The organism is Pseudomonas sp. SIMBA_041, assembly GCF_046535095.1.
GTDB classification, from domain to species: Bacteria; Pseudomonadota; Gammaproteobacteria; order Pseudomonadales; family Pseudomonadaceae; genus Aquipseudomonas; species Aquipseudomonas mucoides.
The window spans coordinates 1-257 of sequence record NZ_JAWRXJ010000554.1 but is presented as its reverse complement, the minus strand read 5'-3'; the positions used below and the strand labels follow the sequence as shown (position 1 = coordinate 257).

The 257-nt window shown below is 33.5% G+C and carries 1 protein-coding gene; it reads left to right on the top strand.

The features are described 5' to 3' along the window. Nucleotides 1-257: recombinase family protein (locus SB725_RS32335; RefSeq protein ID WP_410923591.1), on the top strand; the 257-nt coding region annotated here is incomplete at both ends.

The following is a 257-nucleotide window of genomic DNA, read 5'->3' as shown; positions in this document are numbered from 1 at the left end:
GTATGATTGTAGCAGATTTATATATTAGAGTTTCAACTGACGAACAAGCTGAAAGAGGGTATTCCCAAAGAGACCAGGAAGAAAGACTGCGTAGATACTGTATAAACAGTAATATTTCTGTTAATAAAGTTATCTATGAGGATCATTCTGCGAAAAGTTTCGAGCGTCCAGAATGGAAAAAGTATTTAGTAGAAATAAAAAAAAGAAGCCATCAAAGCAACGTTGTATTATTTACAAAATGGGATCGATTTAGCAGA